Source organism: Paenibacillus sp. TSM33 (assembly GCF_056099025.1).
In genome coordinates this window covers 200,270-220,553 of the sequence record NZ_JBLZXB010000017.1, presented here as the reverse complement: position 1 = coordinate 220,553, position 20,284 = coordinate 200,270, and the positions used below count along the sequence as shown (strand labels likewise).

The following is a 20,284-nucleotide window of genomic DNA, read 5'->3' as shown; positions in this document are numbered from 1 at the left end:
ATCTTTAACAATTAGAGGAGGATTATTTATGTTTAAACTGGTAGTAAGTGATTTGGATGGTACTTTTCTGAACAATAGTGGCACATTTGATATTGAATTATTCAATCAAGTGTATGAAGAAATGCAAGAAAATAATATCTCCTTTGTTGCTTGTACAGGTAAGCAATGTGAAAGAGTAGAAGAATTGTTTGGTGAACATGGAAAAGGGATCTGGATTTTAGGGGACAGCGCGACTCGCATTAAAAAGGATGGAGTCGTTGTAAAAGAGTTTACAATTGAACGTAATTTAGCATTACAAGCGATCAATCAAATTGAAGCTTTTGCTAAGGATTTTATTATCATCGCATGTACAACAGAAGCAGCTTATGTTCACTCTCATATTCAAGAGGAATATTACAAAATTGTGAAGGGCTCGTATAAAGAAGTAATAAAGATTGATTCATTTGATCACATAAATAGCGACTTTCTTAAAATAACTGTTTATGATCCATCAGGGAGAAGCTCCATATTAAGAAAACATGTTGAAAAGACGCTGCTAGACCAAATTTATATTGTAGATTCTGAAGCAAATTGGCTGGATATTACAGCCCTTCATACCCATAAAGGGGAGACGGTAAGAAAGCTCCAAGAGATATTGGGCGTTACTAGGGATGAAACCATGTCTTTTGGAGATGGTGAAAATGACGTGGAGCTAATGAGTATTGCAAAATTCAGTTTTGCTGTAAAAAATGCTTGTGAGAATACTAAAAATGCAGCAAGTTTTATCACCAAATCCAATGAAGAGAACGGTGTGTTATTAACGATAAAGAAAATGATGGATTTACAAAAGCATTAATATTAATTATTGTTGTTAAGAGATACACTCCAGATTTCTCACACTACCCAATGAGAGGACTATAAGCAGCATGAGAAATAAATACTGGTTTTTGATATTGGTGGTTCTTTTATTAAATTCAGTTTATATTTTCAAGGTAAATTTATGACAAAAGGTAAAGTTGCTACACCATTAGATTCACTAGAAAATCTGCTTATAGCCTTGAAGCAAATTCATAATCAGTTTATAGATGAATGTGAAGGAATAGCCGTCAGCATGCCAGGTATTGTGGACTCGGTCACTGGTCATATGGTGCATGGTGGTTCATTAAGGTATATAAACGATATCAATATGATCGAAGTTTTCAAGAAAGCGTTTTATTTACCTGTAGCTATAGAAAATGATGGGAAGTGTGCAGCTCTTGGAGAAGTATGGCGCGGCTCACTACAGGGGATCACTGATGGTGTAGTTTTGGTAGTTGGAACCGGAATGGGTGGTGGAATTATCTCTCAGGGGAAATTGCTGAAAGGCCATCATTTATCGGCTGGGGAATTCTCCTTCATCAGAACTAACAATGAGCAGGCAGACAATGTTGATTATCTGCTTGGTATGCAAGGGAGTAGTTCTGTTTTAGTTAAAACTGTTGCCAAGGCTAAAGGACTTCCTGAAGATGCTATAACAGGTGAAAAAGTATTCAAGCTTATTGAAGAAGGGGATCACACGGTAAAAAAGATTTTTCAAAAATACTGTAGGAACATCGCAACACAAATTATTAATTTACAATCAATTCTTGACCCTCAAAAGTTTGTGATCGGGGGAGGCATATCTGCCAATCCTTTACTGGTTGTTACCATTAAAGAAGAATTAGAGAAGCTTTACCTGCATTCGATCTTAAATTTTGTGCGTGCAGATATTGAACAAAGTAAATTAGGCAATGAAGCGAATTTGCTAGGTGCTATATACAGCTACATGCAGTCACACCATCTTGAGGTATAAGATAAAATGAAAGCAAAAGAGCGTGCCTTGAACTTAAGACACGCCTTTTTGCATTTATTGGGTTACATAATATATATTATGTTTACTTGATGCAAATAACATTCCGAAGCAACTTATTTTTCAATGAAGAATATGCACGTACGCTTACCGTTCATTTTCCGGGGGAGATTCAATTATCAGCCCCTGAACATGCTTGCGCGTTAGAAGCTTCCGCTTTTTGCGGTTTTCCTTTGTTTCTAACACAATATCCAAATCATAGTCGTCAGGATACAATTCTGTTGCAGCGATGTGAAGAGTGAGCCTCTTTTTGTTTATGATCAGCTTTTGTCCCTGAATCAAAATTCCAACATTGCCTCGTTCATCCTCAGTTTTGTAAACAATACCGGTTCGATCCAGGTAGCTGACATAAACACTATCTCCAAGAGCAAATGGCTTGGTTATGAGCGGATACTCTTGTTTTCCCTGTTTTGCGACTGTGCGGTCTGTAGATGCTTTTTTAGAGGCAGGTTTATATACATCGTCAGACTTTTTATCATCAAAAGAAGGGGGAATAACCAAAGGTTCCTGTGCATCCTGAGACGTTCTTCCAGCAGAAATGGCCTCAGAACGCTCGATAATGCGACTCCACATGCCTAGCTTCAAAGCAATTGCGTATGCGTAGCTTTCCCCGGCCTCGCCGATGCGAAGTCGGTACAAGGGTTGCAACGTTTCGGTATCAAACTCCATGCGAGCATTTTGGAATCCCGGTGTATTTTCAGCAAAATGCTTGATTTCGCTAAAGTGCGTGGTAGCCACTACTGTCGCTCGGCGACGATGAAATTCTTCCAGCAGCGCGATAGATAGGCCTACGCCTTCTCCCGGATCAGTACCAGAGGCCATTTCGTCGATCAGGATCAGAGTAGAGCTGCCTGCCGTTTCCAAAATACCAATCATATTGCGAATATGAGCAGAAAAGGTGCTCAAAGCATGTTCAATGCTTTGGCCATCGCCAATGTCTACCACAATGTCCTCGAATACAGCCATTCGGCTACCTTGCAAAACAGGAACCAGCAGGCCGGATTGCACCATGAGTGTTAACAAACCTACGCTTTTGAGAGCCATCGTTTTTCCGCCTGTATTCGGCCCGGTAATAATAAGTGAAGAATAACCTTCACCAATTGAGAAATCAAGCGGCACCATAGTATGGGCCATCAATGGGTGACGTGCACCATAGATATCTATTATCCCATCATCGTTAAGCTCGACAGAGACAGCATCCAGAGTCATAGCGTATTTGGCTTTAGCTAATAAAAAATCCAGTATGCCTACCGTCTCTGTATTAATGCTTAGTTCACGGTTGTATGACTCAGCCATTGCGGTCAGGTCTCCTAGGACTTTCATTTCCTCTTTTGATTCTTCTGCCATATTTGCGCTCTGTTCGAATTGCAGATTTATGATCTCGGCAGGTTCCACATAGACGGTCTGACCGCTACCTGACTCATCCAGTACATTGCCTTTCACCTGCTTGCGGAATTCTTTTTTGATCGGAAGGACGTAACGACCATTGCGCTGACTGATCATATTTTCCTGCATGATGGATCGGTGACGGCTGGTAAGAGAATCCAGTTTCCTTTTGATACGTTCTTCAGTAACTGCAATTTTTTTGCGAATTTTAGCTAGTTCTTTACTGGCATTATCCGTTACTCGACCCGAATAAATACATCTCTCGATTTCGGATAGGAGTGACTCCATGCCATACATGGAAGAGGCATAAGCACTGACGGTTGGAGCTGAATCCGCCTTGGCATGCATATATTTCATCAGCTGTATGCAGCTTCTGATGAATTGGGCCAAATGAGAAAAATCACGCTCGCTGAACATATAGCCAGTTCCCAAGAGGTGCAGAATGTGCTCCATTCCTTCCAATGAAGGAACAGGTACGCTAGCTCCGTGGCGAATGAGCTGTAAAGCTTCGCTCGTTTCGTTAAGACGAATTTTGATTGTACGGATATCTGTAATTGGCTGCATGGAAGCGGCATGCTGCTTACCTAGGTACGAAAAAGCACATTCAGACACTCTTGTTTTAATCTGATCATATTCCAAACGTAACATTGTAGTTTCATTCATGGATAAATCTCTCCTTTAGTTGTGTATTGACAGGATTTTTTAAAACCTTTCTGAAAAACAAAAAAGGGCGGAGAATGAACGAACGTTCATTCTCCGCCCTTTAAGGGAGAGGGAGTGTATCATCAAATAAGCCTATAATCCAGCATGTGCTCTCATCAATTCTGCGTTTTAATCCACAGGCCAACCAACATATCAGTTCATTGGCTTATGAATAGAAAAACGTGTAAAAGGAGTTCACAAAAGTTGGAAACAAAAAAACCGTGCTGAACACAGCACGGAATAAGGCCTAGATGAAAATAATCCCTAAGGCGATTTATGATATCCGCATGTTCTTAACTAATACCAGGGTAAAAACTCAGCAAGAAACAAACCTGTCCCTAAAGGGTACAAGCGCCTGATGGTCTTCCCTGAATATGCAATTGCTTAGTTAAGAACGTTCACCGACATTAAAATCTCTCCCTTAATTGAAGATATATCCATAATATACGATCATACAGGTAATGAAGTCAAGGCTGACTTCATCAATTTGATGAAAAAGTGATCATGAGAACAAGAAGTTAACACAATATATATTATGTTAACTAATTTCGATTAAACGATTTATGAAAATGATCCCACTCCAGCAGGAATACAGCATCCATATGAAACAGGTACTAACATTAAGAAACCGCCCTAGTAGCTTGCATATCATATCTCCCAGGGCGGTTTCTTGTGATCTTATTTAGAATCAACGGATGTGACAGCTTGTACAGGCAGTCTGTCACGAAGCAGCGGTAACAACAACATCGATCCGACTAAAAATAAGCCGGCGCTCACGATATATACGGTGTACAGGGAGGATTCGCGTTTGAGTGTACCGCCGATGCTCATACCGACGACCATCATCCCCGAGAACAGGGGAGAGAGGGCGCCACCGACGCGACCGATAAAAGCAGCTTCAGCATTTTTCATCATCATCGTGTTGATACCGATATGAATGCAAGGATAAAATAGACCGCTAAGTACTTGTAATGCCATTGTTAGCACAATATTGTGCGACCATCCGACTCCAAAGGTTGTCAGTGTGCTGACCATAAGTCCAGTCGCCAGCAGCAATTGCGGCTGAACTTTTTTGGCAATTCCCATAATCAGACCGCCGCCCAACAGCATAGCCGCTCCGTTCGCCATTAATGGCCATTGTAGAAATTCCTTGTTTTGCTCAAGGTTCTCGATGGCGACAAAAATCATTAATGGTTGAATAAGTCCGACCGCTAGCCCAATTATGGTAAATGTCCCCCCAAGCGTGCGAAGTGTACGGTTATTCCATACGTAACGTATTCCTTCTTTAAGCTCTTCAATAAAATGAGTTGGTCGATCTATCTCAATTACTTGTTCATCTTGTGGGATACGAGTCAGAACAAGCGCCGAGATGAGAAACAATATTCCTGTTATAGACAAAGAAATGAAAATTCCAAAGTGTTGATAAATAAAAGTACCGACGACAGGACCGATAACCATAAATAATGCCATAAGAGACTGAAAAAGAGCCATCACTCCCTGAAGCTGTTCTGGTGCTACATGCTGTTTTAATATTTTCATCGCAGATGGCTGAGAAAATTGAGATAGAATGGCCGAGAAGAAAGTGGATAGCAAAAGCACCTGCCATGACCCGTACCACAATGCGAGCAACACGATAAAAATAGACGCGGCCGACAGCAGATCGCAACTAACCATTGTCCGTTTAGGTCGCCAACGATCCGCAAATGTACCTCCAATGATGGCAAACAGAAAGATAGGCGCAAATTCAGCAACCGAAATGAGCGATACGTATACGGGATCATTATGGGTCAGATCTGTTACATACAACAGTATGGCAAAGTTTCGCACCCAGATGCCCAAATTTAGCAGTGCATTGGAGGCGATAATGGTCCTAATATATGGATTTTTAAACAACAACAAACTCTCCTTTCCAGTTTTCAGGGTGGGGAACCCTTAAGATCTTTTTTTATAAACAAAATTAAATTTTGTCTATATAACAATAGATAATATAATAAATTTACTACTATTTAGTCAAATCTTTTTTTGTGATTATGAACGAAGTAGAAGTAGAGCAGGAAAAAGGAAGTGATCAATCATGCTAAAGAATGCGGAAGGGGGACATAATAAAAATTATGTTAACCAATAAGCGCAACTTTATCTATCAGAATCTAAATCCGATGTACCTTTTAAAATCATAGTGATATAATTACGCGTACATGCCTGAAAAGGAGCGTATGGAACGTAGATGAACTTTCAAGTGGACTTTTTATCTTTTTTTGTGATTCAGGTAGACGGAAAAGAAGGACAAGGCGGTAAGTCCTATAAGCATTATGCTACTATGGATGACTATGATTACGACGAGAGTGATGTCAAAAAATTTCTGGATGGGGAATTTGCTCGCATTAGCAAGCGAAAGGTTGAAAAAAATCCCAGCACAGAGCAGGCACCGACCAAAATCGGCCGCTTTATCGTCGAACCGGAACATGAGCTGAGCAGTAATCCGAATTTCAATATGTTCGCTCGACTACGAGCAGCAGAGGATAAGGAAGATTTTAAAAATGCATGTGATGATCTGGTGCGGATGTATCTGGATACAAGCGCGGTACGGGGTGGAGCACTGATCATTGTACAGGCTACATTGAATACCCACTCTGACGACCCGTTTATTTTTGTACTCAAATGTGATTTTGAACCTAAAATTGCACGGATTACTGAAAGTAGTCTGGTCAGTGAGGTCGAAATGGCCATTTCAGCCCGTAATATGAAATCCATCATGTATCCCTACATGCTGGAGGAGGGTATGAACGATGAGTGGGAGCTTAAAATACACCAGTCTTCGCATGCGCGGTATTTTGAAGACTTTTTGAAATTCGTCACTTATGAGCAATCCATGCCGGAAATCGTTAATGAGCATGTCATGGGCTTTGTTCAGAATTATGTAGAAACCAAATGGCCGGATGCATCTAATGAGGAAAGACAGCAGGAAGAGCGCGATCTGGAGCTGTGGGCGGCCAGCGAAAAACGGGATCTGCAAGGAAAATGGGAACCTCTTCAGGTCGTAGAAGCTGCGCAGCATATTGTCGAGCTAAAACCGGAAATTGAAGTTCGTTTCAAACTGGATGATACGGCTGTGCGTGGGTTACTATCCGACTTTGGTGCCAAGTTGCATATCACGAAACTTCATGATAGATATGCAATTATTATAGAAGGTGACGCTTTTACGTTTGAAAAGGGATTTTCACCGATTGAGCTGCTACAACCTGAATCCTTTGAAACGGTGGCTGAGCGGCTTAAAGAGAAAAGGCAACATGAAAATGAGGGTGTGGATGGCGATACACCACCTTGGTAATTTGGAACGCATAGCAGGCGACAAACGAACGGAATTATATTATAAAAAAACGGACCTCTCAACGGATATATCCGCTGTGGAGGCCCGTTTTTGTTTAGCTTTTATATTCCTGACTTACTGAATTACATATGCACTTTACTAATTTGATCTTTCAGCTTGTCCGCAGATTGAAGCAACCTTTCACGCTCCAGTTCATTGAGTGGAAGATCTAGGATTTCACGTACCCCATTGTGATCTACGATACTTGGGACACCTAAATATACGTCAGATACTCCGTTATAATCTTCCAGCAATGTGGACACGTTAAGTACTGATCCTTCGTCCCCGAGAATAGCAGCTACGATCCGGTCAAGAGCCAGTCCGATGGCGTAGGATGTTGCGCCTTTGGCATCTATAATTTCATAGGCAGCATTCTTCGTATTCTCAAAAATTTCATTTTTCGTTCCCTCGTCCAACTCCAGTGTAGTTCCAGCCACGTTGGCTGTGCTCCATACAGGTAACTCGGAGTCTCCGTGTTCACCAATAATATGGGCGTGGATGCTCCGGGGATCGATGCCCTTTTGCTTTCCGATCAGATAGCGGAAGCGTGCGCTGTCTAGAAGAGTACCCGACCCAATAACTCTGCTTGATGGCCAACCACTGCGTTTCCAAGAGATGTAGGAGAGGATGTCCACCGGATTGGTTGCGATCAGCAAAATGCCATGGGTATTGACCTTGACAATATTATCAATAATACTTTCGAAAATTTCGGCATTACGCTTCAGCAGATCGATACGTGTCTCTCCGGGCTTTTGTGAAGCGCCCGCTGTAACAATGATGATATCTGCATCACGGCAGTCTTCATAATCACCGGCCCACACTTTAACACCACCGAGAAAGGGGAGCCCATGATTCATATCGAGCATTTCCCCTTTCGCCTTTTTGACATTGATATCAATAAAGACAAGTTCTGCCATGCGTTGGCGCAGCAGCAGGGTGTAGCCAGTTGTTGTGCCAACCGCTCCCATGCCGACAATAGCCACTCTACTTCGTTTGTAAGGTTTTAAGCTCATTAAATCCTCATCTCCTTCTCGGGTTGAATACCTTTTCATTTTGGGGTATTACTTTAAAATTTATGTTTCCAACTTATTGTACCGTATATATTTAACCACCGTAAAGAATTATGACATTTCTCCTTGACTTCAAAGGCGAGCTCGCTAATAATTAATCGAACGATAGGAACATGCACTAAAGCGTTGCAGCACCGATATTGACGTAAGAAATTATGGAAAGAGGATTAGGAATATGGACTTATTTCGAAAAAAAACAGGACTGCTCTCGCACGAGGAAAGCGGATCTACAGGTCGCCTAAAGAGAACAATGGGGCCTTTTGATCTCACCATGCTAGGAGTAGGCTGCATCATCGGGACAGGAATTTTTGTTATTACTGGCAAGGCAGCAGCAGAAAATGCAGGTCCCGGTTTGATGCTTTCTTTTGTTATTGCAGGGATTGCCTGCGTATTGGCAGCCTTGTGCTATGCAGAGCTTTCATCTACAGTTCCCGCGGCTGGGAGCGCTTATGCATATAGTTATATTGTTTTTGGAGAAGTTCTGGCCTGGGTACTGGGTTGGGACTTGATTCTGGAATATGGAGTGGCGGCCGCCTCTGTGAGTAGTGGCTGGTCTGCTTACTTTCAAGGCTTGCTGGCCGGATTTGATATGCATCTACCGTTAGCTTTAACCGCAGCCTTCGATTCGACCAAGGGGACCATAATTGATCTGCCAGCTGTGTGCATTATCATGCTTATCACACTATTGCTAAGTCTGGGAGCCAAGGAAACGGTTCGGTTCAATTTCATAATGGTTTGTGTCAAAGTTGGGGTTGTACTGTTGTTTATTGGAATCGGAATCTTTTATGTTAAGCCTGCCAACTGGACACCATTTTTACCATATGGATTTTCTGGTGTTTTGAGTGCTGCGGCAATCGTATTTTTCGCTTATCTAGGTTTCGATGCTATCTCAACTGCAGCCGAAGAAGTGCGCAATCCGCAGCGGAACATGCCTATTGGCATTATCTCCTCTCTAGCCATCTGTACGATACTGTATATTGCCGTTTCAGTTGTGCTAACAGGAATGGTACCTTATACGCAGTTGGGCGTTAGTGATCCGGTTGCGTTTGCTCTTCGCTTTATTCATCAGGATTTCGTAGCTGGATTAATTTCAGTAGGTGCGATTGCAGGGATGACGACCGTTTTACTGGTGCTGTTGTATGGCCAGACAAGATTAATTTTTTCTATGTCACGTGATGGTCTTTTACCCGTTTTTCTATCTAGGATAAATGCCAAAACTCAAACACCGATTCGAAGCACATGGCTGGTGGGCAGCATTATCGCATTGGCTAGCGGATTGTTCCCGTTGCATGCACTGACCAATCTGACGAGTATTGGAACTCTGTTCGCTTTTGCTGTAGTTTCGGTTGGGGTCATTGTTCTGCGTAAGACACGACCGGATTTGAAAAGAGGGTTTACCGTACCATGGGTTCCGTTGCTTCCGCTACTAAGTGCTTTGGTTTGCATCGGTCTGATGCTTCAGCTTCATATCAGCACCTGGATCGGATTTATCGTGTGGCTACTGCTTGGATTACTGATTTATTTCTTCTATGGATATCACAAAAGTTTGTTGAACCATAAATCCTAAGCAATATTAGATAAAAAAAGCCGGTATTCTTCATTTTTGTGAAGGAGCCGGTTTTTTTTGTCATTACGCGAAAAGTGTCACATAAGGTCGTTTATGGTATAATTCTGTTTCAGATAAGCTTTTGGCACGTGATTACCGCATGCCATCGAGGGAGGATTTTGATATGAAACTGCGCTGGCGTGCGCTCTTGGGAGGAGTAATGCTGTTGACGGGCATCCTGCTAACTGCCTGTTCTGCTGAAACCCCAAAAACTGTAACTAAACCTCCGATTGAGGAACCAGATGACCAGGGGCAGACGATAACTATTAATCCGCCAGTGACCCCAAAGGCGGGGGATCCAAACGCCAAATATGTGGTGCAGACACGAATCGCGGATTTCCATTTAATTGATAACAATAAAGGGTTGGTTTGGGGAGTTACCCATAATGAGTTTCGACTTTATGATACCCATGATGGTGGGAAAACATGGAATAATATTTCCCCTTCCGAAAACGTCCAATTTCAAGATAAGCTTGAATATGGCAAGGATATCAGTTTTACTGATTCCCGTCACGGTTGGGTGGTCCGTCAAAATCTGGATCAAACCGCAACGGTCATTCTAAGAACGGCAGATGGAGGGCAGAGCTGGGATGTTTCAGCGTTACCTAGCGGAGACCATGTAAGCTCGATACAATATGTAAATCCAACCACAGGCTGGATCATGGCTTATACCAAATTGAATGAGCAGGATCAACAAAAAATGTTGTATCACACCACGGACGGAGGAGCCACGTGGAATAAAGTTGCGCAGAGCTCTGGTATGACATCCAACAAATCAGGCTCAGGTTTACCCGATCAGGGCAGTATGGCGGGAATGAGCTTTTCTTCCAACAATCAGGGTTTTGTGGCGATTAACGTGGACAGCAGTGTGAAGTTGTATAAAACTTCGAATCAAGGGAAAACGTGGACTCCAGTCGTTAACAGCATGCAGGGGTGCCCTCAGGCTAAGGCAGAAGCTCAGCAGTCACTTGAGGGTAACAGTTCGTCATATTGGATTCCGGTTCTCTGCTATGGAGATAACGGTACAAAATATAACGGGCTGTTTACGAATAATACAGGAACTCAATGGAATGATGTGCCATTGGGTCTGAGTAGCAAGAATAATTCTATAACTCCCGGGCGTACCTTTCTAAGTGATAAAGAAGGGTGGGTTATAACCGCAAACGGAATGAGCCGTACAATGGATGGAGGGAAGACGTGGACAAGTCTCAAAGGCAACAAGGTGCTGCCTTCGAAGTTAAAAGACTACCCACGCTCAGTCAAGCTGCGTTTTGCTTCTTCATCGGTAGGTTGGCTGCTTTTAGAACGACTCGACGATAAGAAATCACTGCTGTTAAAAACAACGGACGGTGGTGCAAACTGGAGAATTTTATAACCACGATAAAGGAGATTGCCCTGGGAAGACATCCCAGGGCGTTTTATTTTTAAAAAATTTAAATTTTATACGACAACTTGTGAAAAAAATCACAAACTAACAAATGAGCCACTGTTATACTAAACCTGTAAACAACGATAGGAGTGATAATCATGAGAGCGAATCAGGATCATATGCTAACCCAATACTACCTTCAATTTTGCTACACTTGTCAGGACGCCTACGGTTGCACGACTGAAGAGGACTGCAAGCAATGTGCAGAGCGTTACGCCGAAGAAGAAGATCATGAAGTCCTGGATGAAACACAACGTTATCTCCAGCTTGTACATGTATAAATCAATGAGCTATTCTGATATCGCCATATCTTGAGCCTCCCGGATAATTCCGTGGAGGCTCTTGGCGTTCTTGAGGGTTGCTATCAAATTTGGGCAGCAACATACATATACTGTTATAGAAGGCTTGTGGCAGGTCAGGATGCCCGGTGGTTTCCCTGTGGAATGCCTGGCGGAGAGGAGTGCGGTGCATGGGATTTGAGTCATTATGGATGTTCGATTGGCTGGGTACGGTATTGCCTGTGTTTTTCGTAGTTGTGTTGGGTATTGTCGTGTTGTCTGCGGGCAGGGAAGTCATGGAATGGAGCCGGAACAAGCGACAGCCTGTGTTGACGGTGGGTTCCCGCATTACGGCCAGAAGGACCCATCTCCAACAGAGGCGCCAGGAGGAACAAGGGACTCGTACCTACACCTTTTATTATGTAACCTTCGAGGTGGAGAGTGGCGACCGGATGGAGTTCAAGGTATCTGGGGAAGAATATGGTCAATGTGCTGAAGGAGATGAGGGACGACTTACTTTTCAAGGTACAAGGTATATCGGATTTCAGCGTCTTAATCGCTATAGCTTGGAGCAGGTTAAAATGTAGGATTCAGTCAAAACGGTTGTGCTCATTTACAGCCTTCTGCGAGGAAACAGGGTAGGGGCTGTAAATGTTTCTTGTATAGCACTTTTTGGTACATATATACTAAAACAGAGTAGTTTAGAGGAGGAATAAGTCGTGTCATTTGAAGGACAAGTTGTTATTGTAACAGGAGCGGCGCATGGCATCGGGAAAGAGGTCGCTTTGGCCTACGCTGCTCACGGTGCCAAAGTCGTATTTGCTGACTACAATGAGGAAGAGGGCGCCGCAGCCGCTGCAGCAGCCCGAAACAAGGGCCATCATGCCATTTTTATTCCTTGTGATGTGCGTAAGGAAGAAGATATTGTAGCGCTGATTCGTGCCACGGAAGAAGAATACGGTACAATTCATACGTTGATTAACAATGCAGGCGTCTCCAGATGGAAATCTCCATATGAGTTAACAGTAGCAGAATGGGATGACATTTTGAATACAAACGTACGCAGCTGTTTTATTGCAACAAGAGAAGTGGCAAAGGTAATGAAGCGAAACGCAGAAGGGGGCTCAGTGGTTAATATGACCTCTACACGAGCCTTTATGTCAGAGCCGGATACGGAAGCCTACGCGGCATCCAAAGGAGCCATAGCCGCCCTTACACACGCGATGGCCATATCGCTAGGAAAGGATGGGATTCAGGTCAATTGTATTAGTCCAGGATGGATTGAAACCGGGGATTACGAGCAATTGCGTGCGGAAGACCATCAACAGCATCCAGCTGGGCGAGTAGGGACCCCTAAAGACATTGCACGAGCCTGTCTATATTTGACACAACCCGGCAATGATTTTGTAACAGGCACGAATCTAGTGGTTGATGGTGGCATGACGCGTAAGATGATCTACGAGCCATGATGAAAGATTAATGAGTAGTCCCAATCTTGGGGCTATTTTTTTATTTTTTGGACTGTCACTTATTGGGCATTTGTACCATAGGATAGGGTATGTGATGGAGAAGCAAGGAGGGGACGCGGTGGCTGTAATCAAGACCAACTCAGAAGATGTAAGGACCCTCGCCCGGCTGATGCGGGCTGAGGCTGAAGGTGAAGGAGAGATGGGGATGCTTATGGTTGGGAATGTCGGTGTGAACCGAATTTTATCCAATTGCCTGGATTTCCAAGGGATACGCCTCATGAATGACATGGTGTTTCAGAGCCCAGGAGGTTTTGAAGCCACTCAGAAGGGGTATTTTTATCAGAAAGCCCGTGATCGGGACATACGACTTGCCCAGCGTGTAATCAATGGGGAAAAAATACATCCTGCATCCAACGCATTATGGTTTTTCAGACCGGTTGGAGGCTGTCCGAGTACCTGGTATAACCAGAACAATACCGGACGTTTTAAAGCCCACTGCTTTTTTAGCCCAACTGTACAGGACTGTCCTAATGTATATTAGATACCTTTCAGAAGGCTTGAAGAATTAAAACCAAAACCATTTTAGGAGGAATTTACATGATTTCACAGCAAGCTTACCGTCCCGCATCTTATACTTCCGGTAATGGATATCCAGAATGGCCAAGAGGGATGGCTCCAGTCGGAACTATGCAACCTATGCCTATGCAACCTATGCAACCTGTGACTGGCTTTCCACCTCAAGTAAGTAGTGGCAGTCCTATGACACCAACGGGTACAGTGGTGCAGGTTCAGACTCCGCAATACGAGCAATCATACATCGAGAATATTTTACGCTTGAACTTAGGTAAAACGGGAACCTTTTATATGACCTATGAAAATAACCGAGAATGGAATGCTAAAATATTCAAAGGTGTTCTGGAAGCAGCAGGTCGGGACCACATTATTATTAGTGATCCGGCGACGGGAAAACGGACCATTCTACTGATGTTAAACCTGGATTATGCAACTTTTGATGAGCCGTTGTTGTACCAATATCCCGGCGTCATCGGGAATCCGGGCGCATCCCCGGTTCGCTGATGCCTTCATATATATGAGTCTACATCCTCTGCCAGGCGGCAGAGGATGTATTTTGTTTATATTCTTTCTCAAATATAGTTGCTTTCTTAGTGGTAAGAGGCGAAAACGAGAGCTTTCCGACTTAAATGATAGGGGAGTTGATTTTTCTGACATTGCTTGTAGTTTGACTGTATAGAGTATAGTTATATAATTAATATAAGCTGATGAATGATTTAATCATTTTTGCGGAATATGGCTTAGGAAGCCGGAAGGGGTGAATGTGTTGGGAAGTTGACGCTGCTTATGATGTGTTATCGTTCTGTCTATGATGAAACTATCCGAAGGAGGTGCGCCTGTCTGCCGTAATGACGGCTGATGGGGAGCATATTGAGTGACCCTTTACCGAGTATGTTTAACTTATTTATCGTTTTTGCATTAGTATTATTAAATGGTTTTTTTGTATCTGCGGAATTTGCCATGGTGAAGGTCAGGGGCAGCCGTATAGAAACCTTGGTGGAGGCTGGCAATAAAAAGGCTGTATACGCCGCCAACATGATACACAATTTGGATGCTTATTTATCGGCCTGCCAATTGGGCATTACCCTAGCATCGCTGGGACTGGGATGGATCGGAGAGCCGGCCATCGCACATTTGATCGAACCTGCATTTACAGCCGCTGGCTTGGGAGCGGTATACGTGCACGGTACTGCCGTGGTCATTGCATTTATTGTCATTACGATTCTGCATATTGTGTTGGGTGAATTGGCACCCAAAACGATAGCTATTCGTAAATCTGAGACTATTACGCTGTATTCGGCCATGCTGATGACTTGGTTTTACAAGTTGATGTATCCATTCATATGGGCGTTGAATGGAATGGCGAACAGCCTGTTGCGTTTATTTCGACTGGAGCCGGTATCCGAATACGATGATTCCGCGCATACAGGGGACGAAATACGCATTCTGATGAAAGAAAGCAATAAGAGCGGACTAATTGATAATACGGAATTGGCGCTTGTTGATAATATATTTGATTTTGCCGACACGACCGCCAGGGAAATCATGATTCCGCGCACGGAGATGATCTGTTTATACAGTAATGAGTCCACAGAAGAAAATCTCGCGATTGCGACGGAAAGCATGAGAACCCGTTATCCAATCTGTGCCGAAGATAAGGACCATATTATCGGTTTTATCCATATTAAAGATCTTCTACGTGCGAACACGCTGGATACCCGAACGATGATTCGGCCGATTCTTGCTGTTCCTGAATCAACGCAAATTAGCGATCTGCTCAAACGCATGCAGCGTAGCAAGACGCAAATTGCAATTTTGATTGATGAATACGGTGGCACCTCGGGTATGGTAACGCTGGAAGATATTATGGAAGAAATCGTCGGTGAAATTCAGGATGAGTTCGACCAAGAACGTCCGAGTTGTGAGCAGATTAATGACGAGGAATTTTCCATTGACGGTATGTTATTAATTGATGAAGTGAACGATCGCTTCGGGCTAGATCTTGATCATGACGATTATGATACAGTAGGAGGCTGGCTGTACTCACATGTAGAGGTTATTCCTCCACAGCCAGGCCAGTCTGTAGTGTTTGAGGGATGTATGTTCATTGTAGAAGAAGTTGAAAACAAGCGGATTTCACGTATTCGGCTAATCAAACAGCCTATCGTCGTGGAGGAAGCAGGAGTCTCATAATGGAATAAATATGGAAAGCGGCCTTCAATCATGTGGGGTCGCTTTTTTATTTTGTCTTCTTTACATAAAGGATATGAATTGATATGATGTTTGTATTATTGTCAACCTAATCGTGCATTTTTAAGTTGACAATAGAGTGAATTTCCTTACGCTAAAAATCTCATCTGGTTACATGATCATCTGAAGGAGGATGAAGTATGAATTTATTCAAAAAGGATGTAGACTGGGGTTCATTAGCTGAAAAAGCAATCCATTTCAGCAATCTGACGCTGGAAGAAGGTAAGGCGATACTGGAAGCGGACGATATTGAAATATTACCGATTATGCAAGCTGCATTTCAGGTACGGCATCATTTTTACGGAAAAAAAGTAAAGCTCAATATGATCATGAACGCCAAAAGCGGTCTGTGCCCGGAGGATTGTGGTTATTGCTCACAATCCATCGTTTCTACGGCACCTGTCAGCAAGTATAGTATGCTGGACAAGGAATCATTGTTGGCTGGGGCAAGGGAAGCCCTAGCACGAAAAGCGGGGACATATTGCATTGTAGCTTCCGGCAAAGGTCCGACAGATCGGGAGCTGGATCAGGTGATTGATGCTGTACAAGAAATTAGTCGTACCATGCCGCTCAAAATTTGCGCTTGCTTGGGGATTCTCAAGGGAGATCAAGCACGGCGGTTGGCAGATGCTGGGGTACACCGTTACAATCATAATTTAAATACTAGCAAGGCCAACTATCCCTCGATTACAACCACACATACATATGACCAACGCATCGAAACTGTGAAAATGGCTCAATCACACGGAATGTCTCCATGCTCTGGCGTTATTATCGGTATGGGGGAGACGAATGAGGAAATTGTTCAAATGGCTTATGCCTTACGAGAGTTGGATGCCGACTCTATTCCGATTAATTTCCTGAATCCAATCCCCGGAACCCCTTTGGGAGAAGCACAGCGGATCTCGCCGATCCAAGCTTTGAAGGTGTTGGCACTGTTCCGGTTCATCTGTCCATCCAAAGAAATACGCGTCGCTGGCGGAAGGGAATTGAATTTACGCTCATTACAACCGCTAGCCCTTTATGCAGCAAATTCGATTTTTGTAGGAGATTATTTAACGACAGCAGGTCAAGAAGTTACTGCTGATCATCAAATGATAGAAGATCTTGGCTTTGAAATTGAGATGTGTGCTCTTTCAGCCGTATAATAGAGATTGTACAAACATGGAAGGGAGAGTTGAATGATGAGCGAAAAAGTATTTATTAGTCCAGGTAAATATGTGCAAGGGAAAAATGTGATTGATAAAACAGGTGAATATGTTAAGCCATTAGGCCATACGGCTTTGGTTATTGCGGACAAGCTGGTTTGGGAGATTGCAGCCGATCGAGTGGTCAAAAGTCTGGAACAGGCTGATATCACTGCTATAAAGGTTGAGTTTCAAGGGGAAGCATCCAAAAATGAAGTAAACCGTATCGTTGATGAGGGACGAAGCGGCCAGGTCGATATTGTCATTGGTGTAGGTGGCGGTAAAACGCTGGATACTGCCAAAGCCGTTAATGAGCTCCTCGGTTCCTCGGTGGTGATTGTTCCAACAACCGCCTCTACAGATGCCCCTACCAGTGCTCTATCTGTTTTGTACACGGATGAGGGTGCATTTGATACGTATACCTTTTTCAGTAAAAACCCGAGCTTAATCCTGGTTGACACGAAAATCATATCTCAGGCACCGCCTTTGTTCCTCTCCTCAGGCATTGCGGATGCCATGGCAACATGGATTGAAGCCCGCGCAGTCATTGAAGCTCGTGCTACAACTATGGCTGGCGGCTTGCCAACCTTGGCGGCAGAAGCCATTGCGTCCAAGTGCGAGGAAGTTCTTTTCGATTACGGTCTCCAAGCTTATGAATCTGTAAAACGCAAAGTCGTTACACCTGCGCTTGAAGCGGTGGTGGAAGCCAATACGTTGCTAAGCGGTTTGGGCTTTGAAAGCGGCGGCTTAGCAGGCGCACATGCTATTCACAATGGTTTTACCGTACTCGAAGGAGACATTCATCACCTGACGCATGGTCAAAAAGTAGCTTTTGGCACCTTAGTACAGCTTGCCTTGGAAAAAAGACCTTTAACTGAGGTGGAGCGGTATATTGATTTTTACCTAAAACTCGATCTGCCGGTTACGCTGGAAGACATTAAGCTGCAGGAAGCTTCCCGAGAGGATTTGTACCGGGTAGCTCAGGCTGCTACCAAAGAAGGCGAAACCGCTCACAATTTACCATTTGCTGTTACAGCGGATGATGTGCTGGATGCGATTTTAGCGGCTGATCAGTATTCAGTTGCCTACAAGACTAAAATTGGACATAGAAACTAATCGCATACGAAATAAGTAGATTCAAAGGTCGCTGATAAGCGGCCTTTTTCCATTATTTAACTTGCAGCTTATGGTATGATTTTCATGGTACATAATTAGAAAATTATCTAAAATTTGAGAGGGGTTTAGCGATGGCCAAATGGAATGTAGAAGACCAAGGTATTCAATATAGTATTGAGTACAAGCGTGGCTTTACCGGAGGAAAAATCATTGTGAATGGTAGCGAGCAGAAGGTGAAAAGCCAGAACGCATTTTTGAACTTGATTGATTTTCCAATTAGACTGAAGGAGAAAGCTGTGAATGTTGTGGTTATTGGCAACAGAGCAGATTTAGCTGTGGACGGTGTATATCTTGGGTCCAATCAACCTTATGTTCCAGTAAGTAAGGTTCCGGGCTGGAGCTGGGCTTTTGTCGTGGTCAGCTTGGTTATAGGGTGGCTATTTGCAGGCATCTTTGGTCTGTGCTTGGGGATATTAGGCAGCATGTTTTATGTGAAATCATCTTTATCCTTACATCAAACCATTAATCGAAGAGTTGTAAGCTGCTTTATTGTCTTTTTCATCATCAGCGTAGTACAAATCGTATTTGGACTTGCAGCGAATTATTGGATTAATACACTGTAAATATACGTAATACAGCCTAAAGGATGAAGCAAGAAGGCTCTCCCGCATGAAGCGTTGAGAGCCTTTTTTGCCGTGTTAGATCGCCCAATTTCCTTTGCGGAAGATCGGTTCCTCAGTACCGTCTTCGGTAACGCCGTTGATGTCCATTTCACCTGAACCAATCATAAAGTCGACGTGAGTCAGACTGGAGTTCAGACCGTTGGCAGCCAACTGCTCTTGAGTCATATCCTTACCACCTTTAAGGTTGAATGCATAAGCATTGCCGATAGCCAGATGGTTAGAGGCATTTTCATCAAACAATGTATTGTAGAATAAAATATTTTTATCAGAGATTGGTGACTTATGAGGCACGAGCGCAACCTCGCCCAGGTAGTGTGAACCTTCGTCCATTTCTACGAGATGCTGGAGAGTCTCCAAACCGGTTTCGGCCTGTACGTCGACAATACGTCCATTTTCAAAGGTCAATGAGAAGTTGTCGATGATATTACCACTGTAGCTGAGTGGCTTGGTGCTGCTGACTTTACCGTTTACTCCCGTTTTGAGTGGGGCAGTAAATACTTCCTCAGTAGGCATGTTGGCTACAAAAGTATGCCCCTGTTGGTTGACGCTTTCGGCTGCTACCCATAGATGGTCTTTTGCCAGTTCGATAGTGAGATCTGTACCTGGCGCCAGATAATGCAGCTTTTTAAAGCGTTTGGAGTTTAAAATGTCAGCTTTGCTAGAGAGGGTTTTCAAATGCTCATTCCACGCCTCCACAGGGTTGTCCAGATCCACACGTACAGTGCTGAAAATGGCTTCCCACAGTTTATCCATTTGCTCGGAAGCTGGCAGATCAGGGAACACTTTGGCTGCCCATTCTGCTGAAGGATAAGCAATCAGAGACCAGCTGAACTTGTCAGCCATTTGGTATTCACGATATTGCCGTAATTCATGTGATCGCACGCGCTGGGCAGCGGTAATTCTGCTGGACGGAATCCCTTGAAGCAAATCAGGATTCTCGGCAATGACATGGAGCACTGCAGCGCCATTTTCGACTTCTTCAGTCATTTCGGCTGCGTACCATTTGGGAGCGATATTAAAAGTTTCATCAGGAGCTAGTTCATACTGTAATCGGGTAACCGTTTCATCACTCCATTTTACTTTTACCAGTTTGGCTCCGACAGTATACGCTGATTTAACGATAAGTCGTACGAGTTCGGCGGACAAGATTGGCGCATGAACGATAAGTGTCTGCCCTGGTTGGACATTGGCGCCCACTCGAACGGCTAATTCCGCATATTTCTGCAATTTTTGTTGAAAATCTGACATGTAACTTTCCTCCATTTCACGAAAAAGCCTCAAATAAGAATAGGGTAATTCGC

The 20,284-nt window shown here is 43.6% G+C and carries 18 protein-coding genes; 14 read left to right on the top strand and 4 right to left on the bottom strand.

What is annotated here, in order from left to right; translation table 11 throughout:
• Positions 1–28 precede the first annotated feature (28 nt).
• Positions 29–835: an HAD-IIB family hydrolase gene (locus ACN6NF_RS12835; RefSeq protein WP_474318057.1), complete on the top strand. Its 807-nt coding sequence runs from the start codon at positions 29–31 to the stop codon at positions 833–835.
• An 81-nt stretch (positions 836–916) separates the two neighbouring features.
• Positions 917–1,810, top strand: coding sequence for an ROK family protein (locus ACN6NF_RS12830; protein WP_474319053.1), 894 nt, complete (start codon positions 917–919; stop codon positions 1,808–1,810).
• 144 nt (positions 1,811–1,954) lie between these two features.
• Here ACN6NF_RS12830 and ACN6NF_RS12825 read toward each other — a convergent pair whose 3' ends face one another.
• Positions 1,955–3,916, bottom strand: coding sequence for an endonuclease MutS2 (locus tag ACN6NF_RS12825; RefSeq protein WP_474318056.1), 1,962 nt, complete (start codon positions 3,914–3,916; stop codon positions 1,955–1,957).
• 717 nt (positions 3,917–4,633) lie between these two features.
• Positions 4,634–5,848, bottom strand: a complete 1,215-nt coding sequence (locus ACN6NF_RS12820; RefSeq protein WP_474318055.1) for an MFS transporter — start codon at positions 5,846–5,848, stop codon at positions 4,634–4,636.
• A gap of 331 nt (positions 5,849–6,179) precedes the next feature.
• Here ACN6NF_RS12820 and ACN6NF_RS12815 point away from each other — a divergent pair, with 331 nt between their 5' ends.
• Positions 6,180–7,283: a DUF3900 domain-containing protein gene (locus ACN6NF_RS12815; RefSeq protein ID WP_474318054.1), complete on the top strand. Its 1,104-nt coding sequence runs from the start codon at positions 6,180–6,182 to the stop codon at positions 7,281–7,283.
• 122 nt (positions 7,284–7,405) lie between these two features.
• Here the strand turns inward: ACN6NF_RS12815 and ACN6NF_RS12810 are convergent, their stop codons facing one another.
• A complete protein-coding gene (locus tag ACN6NF_RS12810; RefSeq protein WP_474318053.1) occupies positions 7,406–8,335 on the bottom strand; it encodes an L-lactate dehydrogenase in 930 nt (309 codons plus the stop codon).
• A gap of 232 nt (positions 8,336–8,567) precedes the next feature.
• Between ACN6NF_RS12810 and ACN6NF_RS12805 the strand changes: the two genes are divergently transcribed.
• From ACN6NF_RS12805 to ACN6NF_RS12755, 11 genes are all read left to right on the top strand, one after another.
• Positions 8,568–9,959, top strand: a complete 1,392-nt coding sequence (locus tag ACN6NF_RS12805; protein ID WP_474318052.1) for an amino acid permease — start codon at positions 8,568–8,570, stop codon at positions 9,957–9,959.
• A gap of 163 nt (positions 9,960–10,122) precedes the next feature.
• Positions 10,123–11,373 (top strand): YCF48-related protein, encoded by a 1,251-nt coding sequence (locus ACN6NF_RS12800; protein WP_474318051.1) that lies wholly within the window; start codon positions 10,123–10,125, stop codon positions 11,371–11,373.
• A 152-nt stretch (positions 11,374–11,525) separates the two neighbouring features.
• Positions 11,526–11,708 carry a hypothetical protein gene (locus ACN6NF_RS12795; RefSeq protein WP_013371387.1) on the top strand — a complete coding sequence of 61 codons (183 nt, stop codon included), beginning with the start codon at positions 11,526–11,528 and terminating at the stop codon, positions 11,706–11,708.
• 188 nt (positions 11,709–11,896) lie between these two features.
• A complete protein-coding gene (locus ACN6NF_RS12790) occupies positions 11,897–12,292 on the top strand; it encodes a DUF2500 domain-containing protein (protein WP_013371386.1) in 396 nt (131 codons plus the stop codon).
• 132 nt (positions 12,293–12,424) lie between these two features.
• Complete coding sequence (locus ACN6NF_RS12785; protein WP_474318050.1) at positions 12,425–13,174, top strand: SDR family NAD(P)-dependent oxidoreductase; 750 nt, start codon at positions 12,425–12,427, stop codon at positions 13,172–13,174.
• Positions 13,175–13,292: 118 nt separating this feature from the next.
• Positions 13,293–13,715 carry a cell wall hydrolase gene (locus tag ACN6NF_RS12780; protein WP_474318049.1) on the top strand — a complete coding sequence of 141 codons (423 nt, stop codon included), beginning with the start codon at positions 13,293–13,295 and terminating at the stop codon, positions 13,713–13,715.
• A 56-nt stretch (positions 13,716–13,771) separates the two neighbouring features.
• Positions 13,772–14,251, top strand: coding sequence for a spore coat protein GerQ (gene gerQ / locus ACN6NF_RS12775; protein ID WP_474318048.1), 480 nt, complete (start codon positions 13,772–13,774; stop codon positions 14,249–14,251).
• Between the two features lie 387 nt (positions 14,252–14,638).
• The gene (locus ACN6NF_RS12770; protein ID WP_474318047.1) at positions 14,639–15,940 is read left to right on the top strand and encodes a hemolysin family protein; all 1,302 of its coding nucleotides are present in this window, start codon (positions 14,639–14,641) and stop codon (positions 15,938–15,940) included.
• 197 nt (positions 15,941–16,137) lie between these two features.
• Positions 16,138–17,145: a biotin synthase BioB gene (bioB, locus tag ACN6NF_RS12765; RefSeq protein WP_474318046.1), complete on the top strand. Its 1,008-nt coding sequence runs from the start codon at positions 16,138–16,140 to the stop codon at positions 17,143–17,145.
• 36 nt (positions 17,146–17,181) lie between these two features.
• A complete protein-coding gene (locus ACN6NF_RS12760) occupies positions 17,182–18,300 on the top strand; it encodes a glycerol dehydrogenase (protein WP_474318045.1) in 1,119 nt (372 codons plus the stop codon).
• Between the two features lie 131 nt (positions 18,301–18,431).
• Complete coding sequence (locus ACN6NF_RS12755) at positions 18,432–18,923, top strand: hypothetical protein (RefSeq protein ID WP_123797261.1); 492 nt, start codon at positions 18,432–18,434, stop codon at positions 18,921–18,923.
• A gap of 75 nt (positions 18,924–18,998) precedes the next feature.
• Here ACN6NF_RS12755 and ACN6NF_RS12750 read toward each other — a convergent pair whose 3' ends face one another.
• Entirely contained in the window at positions 18,999–20,231 is a 1,233-nt protein-coding gene (locus ACN6NF_RS12750; protein WP_474318044.1) for an aminopeptidase, read from the bottom strand.
• Positions 20,232–20,284: the final 53 nt, after the last annotated feature.

Excerpts from the sequence above, each read along its gene's own strand:
- ACN6NF_RS12835 (WP_474318057.1), top strand. The coding sequence starts at position 29 with ATGTTTAAACTGGTAGTAAGTGATTTGGATGGTACTTTTCTGAACAAT.
- ACN6NF_RS12825 (WP_474318056.1), bottom strand. The coding sequence starts at position 3,916 with ATGAATGAAACTACAATGTTACGTTTGGAATATGATCAGATTAAAACA.
- ACN6NF_RS12815 (WP_474318054.1), top strand. The coding sequence starts at position 6,180 with ATGAACTTTCAAGTGGACTTTTTATCTTTTTTTGTGATTCAGGTAGAC.
- ACN6NF_RS12810 (WP_474318053.1), bottom strand. The coding sequence starts at position 8,335 with ATGAGCTTAAAACCTTACAAACGAAGTAGAGTGGCTATTGTCGGCATG.
- ACN6NF_RS12805 (WP_474318052.1), top strand. The coding sequence starts at position 8,568 with ATGGACTTATTTCGAAAAAAAACAGGACTGCTCTCGCACGAGGAAAGC.
- ACN6NF_RS12800 (WP_474318051.1), top strand. The coding sequence starts at position 10,123 with ATGAAACTGCGCTGGCGTGCGCTCTTGGGAGGAGTAATGCTGTTGACG.
- ACN6NF_RS12795 (WP_013371387.1), top strand. The coding sequence starts at position 11,526 with ATGAGAGCGAATCAGGATCATATGCTAACCCAATACTACCTTCAATTT.
- ACN6NF_RS12790 (WP_013371386.1), top strand. The coding sequence starts at position 11,897 with ATGGGATTTGAGTCATTATGGATGTTCGATTGGCTGGGTACGGTATTG.
- gerQ (WP_474318048.1), top strand. The coding sequence starts at position 13,772 with ATGATTTCACAGCAAGCTTACCGTCCCGCATCTTATACTTCCGGTAAT.
- ACN6NF_RS12770 (WP_474318047.1), top strand. The coding sequence starts at position 14,639 with ATGTTTAACTTATTTATCGTTTTTGCATTAGTATTATTAAATGGTTTT.
- bioB (WP_474318046.1), top strand. The coding sequence starts at position 16,138 with ATGAATTTATTCAAAAAGGATGTAGACTGGGGTTCATTAGCTGAAAAA.
- ACN6NF_RS12760 (WP_474318045.1), top strand. The coding sequence starts at position 17,182 with ATGAGCGAAAAAGTATTTATTAGTCCAGGTAAATATGTGCAAGGGAAA.
- ACN6NF_RS12755 (WP_123797261.1), top strand. The coding sequence starts at position 18,432 with ATGGCCAAATGGAATGTAGAAGACCAAGGTATTCAATATAGTATTGAG.
- ACN6NF_RS12750 (WP_474318044.1), bottom strand. The coding sequence starts at position 20,231 with ATGTCAGATTTTCAACAAAAATTGCAGAAATATGCGGAATTAGCCGTT.